Annotated in this window: 4 protein-coding genes; all 4 read right to left on the reverse strand. The window is 56.4% G+C overall.

The window, feature by feature from the left end; translation table 11 throughout:
• Positions 1-104: 104 nt before the first annotated feature.
• The 4 genes from G6N75_RS06955 to G6N75_RS06970 all read right to left on the reverse strand — a co-directional run bounded on the left by G6N75_RS06955 (position 105) and on the right by G6N75_RS06970 (position 1216).
• The gene (locus G6N75_RS06955) at positions 105-401 is read right to left on the reverse strand and encodes a type II toxin-antitoxin system RelE/ParE family toxin (RefSeq protein ID WP_165347638.1); all 297 of its coding nucleotides are present in this window, start codon (positions 399-401) and stop codon (positions 105-107) included.
• Positions 401-631, reverse strand: coding sequence for an addiction module protein (locus tag G6N75_RS06960; protein WP_165347637.1), 231 nt, complete (start codon positions 629-631; stop codon positions 401-403). Before G6N75_RS06960 ends, G6N75_RS06955 begins: the two co-directional genes overlap by 1 nt.
• Positions 632-729: 98 nt before the next feature.
• Positions 730-963, reverse strand: a complete 234-nt coding sequence (locus tag G6N75_RS06965; RefSeq protein WP_165347639.1) for a CopG family transcriptional regulator — start codon at positions 961-963, stop codon at positions 730-732.
• On the reverse strand, positions 953-1216 hold the full coding sequence (locus tag G6N75_RS06970) for a BrnT family toxin (RefSeq protein ID WP_165283006.1): 264 nt from the start codon (positions 1214-1216) through the stop codon (positions 953-955). The genes G6N75_RS06965 and G6N75_RS06970 overlap by 11 nt, the downstream gene beginning before the upstream one ends.
• Positions 1217-1946 lie beyond the last annotated feature (730 nt).

A 1946-nucleotide genomic window follows, 5' to 3' on the forward strand; every position in this document is an offset into this window, starting at 1 on the left:
TAACTCTCACGCTGAGCCGCGCTTGACGGCGACCGACTGGAGCGACAGCGAAAGGAGCAAGCGGTCAAGCGTCGGTCTCCAGCCCATTGTTAGCGGTGTGGGCGTTAATCATCAGTTCTGGATCGCCAATATCCCGGCTTCCGCCGTGAATGGGCGATAGCGACAACGAATAGCGTGTCTTCGAATACCGAATAGATGATCGAGTGAGGGAAACGTCTTAGAACGAAATGACGCAACTCGGCGTCAATCGACGCACCGCTTTCCGGATGCTCAAGCAATAGATCGACAGCCCGTTCAATTTCTGTTGCGAATCGGCCGCCCAGGCCGGGCATCTCAGATTCGTAATAGGCCGCTTCCTCAGTGAACTCCCGCTCCGCTTCGGGATGGAATTCGTACCGCATTAGCCAAGGCGGGCACGCAAGCGTTCAAAAACCAAATGACCGGGCACGCCCTGGACTCGTCCTTCCGCAAGCTCCCGGTACCGCTTTTGCGCCTCGTTGAGCCATGCCTTTTCAACTTCAGCATCGAGGGGGGCATCCAACTCCGCCATCAGCGCCCTAAGCAACTCTTCCTTATCAGAGTTGCTAAGCTTCTGAATTTCCGCGTAGATCTCTGTTACCGCCCGTGCCATGGTCGAGTCTCCGTTTCAGGATTGCCTCAGTCTATCGCGACCCTGTGTGAACCGCTAACGACCGGAATCAGCCGCGCAGTTCACTGCGTCGGCTGCATTCATTTGTTAGAAGCCGACTGCTCAAGACGCTCGGCCAACCAGACCTTGATGATTGACTGGCGCGTTACGCCTAGCCGACTGGCTTCCTTGTCGAGGGACTCGATCATCCACGTGGGGAAGTCGACGTTCACTCTCTTTTGGGCCTGCAGGGGCCGGCGCGCCTTAGATAGATCCAGGGCGTTGGTAACGTTCTTGCCGTTGTCGAAGTCGGCATCAAATTTCTTAGCCTTCATAAATGGCCACCTCCTCGGAACGAGAACGGCGAACGGAAATAATTCGGATGTTCTCGCTGCGATAAGTGATCACGGCTGACCAGTGCTTCCCGTCGATACGCCCAATCACCAATAACCGCGGTTCATCAACCGTAACAGCCGGGATCTCGATTAAGTCCGGGTCACTCCAAAGCACCTGCGCTTGGACAAAGTCGATACCGTGCTTTTCGAGGTTCGCACGGCTTTTGCTCTCGTCAAACTCAAACGCCAGCATGGTATAGAAACTATACCTTTACGGGTCACGGCGCAAGAACCACCGAGAGCCCGGCCTGGAGGCTTCTAACGGCGCGTTGAGTGGCCGATGGCCGACAGTTCATCAGTAAACACGATCGCCTCTCCCATCGGTCCGCTCTAACGCACAGTTAGACGCACGCGCGCCGCCGAAGTCATGGTCTGCCGTCTTGAACACAAGCATCTAGCCTGTGCAAGGCAGCCGCGACCCGAACGCGATTGTATCGCTGAAGAAGGATAGGGAATCCGTTGAATAGAGCGTTGAGAGCGGTAATCAGCAGAAGACTACCCTCGCCGTACAGTGAAACGTAGAGCATGCCTGAGAACTGCATCGCAGCACCTCCGGCCAGGTGGCGCAATTCATACTCTCTGGTAAACGCAGCCATCCCGTGTAGATATGCGCGTAGCGCGTCTCTTCGAGAGCTGTCCAGGCTGGGTGGCCGCCACCGTCTTTGGGGTTTCCCGCTCTTCCGAAGGAACCACTTCCAATAGCGGATGCCCAGCAATTCGTAGAAACGTCCTTCTGAGACCTGTTCCCATCGCCAAGGACCGAAGTAGAGCGTGAGTACGGAATGCAAGGGGCGTAGGTCTCCGGGCGAATGAACATTCCACGTGCGTCTAACGTTCAGGTTCAGCCGCGCCCGTTTGCGGGCGTCGGCTGCAAGCTCGAGTTAGAGCGGACCAGCTATGCGGCATGCGGCGTGACCTCTTTA

The organism is Thioalkalivibrio sp. XN8 (assembly GCF_011058255.1).
Taxonomy (GTDB): Bacteria; Pseudomonadota; Gammaproteobacteria; order Steroidobacterales; family XN24; genus XN24.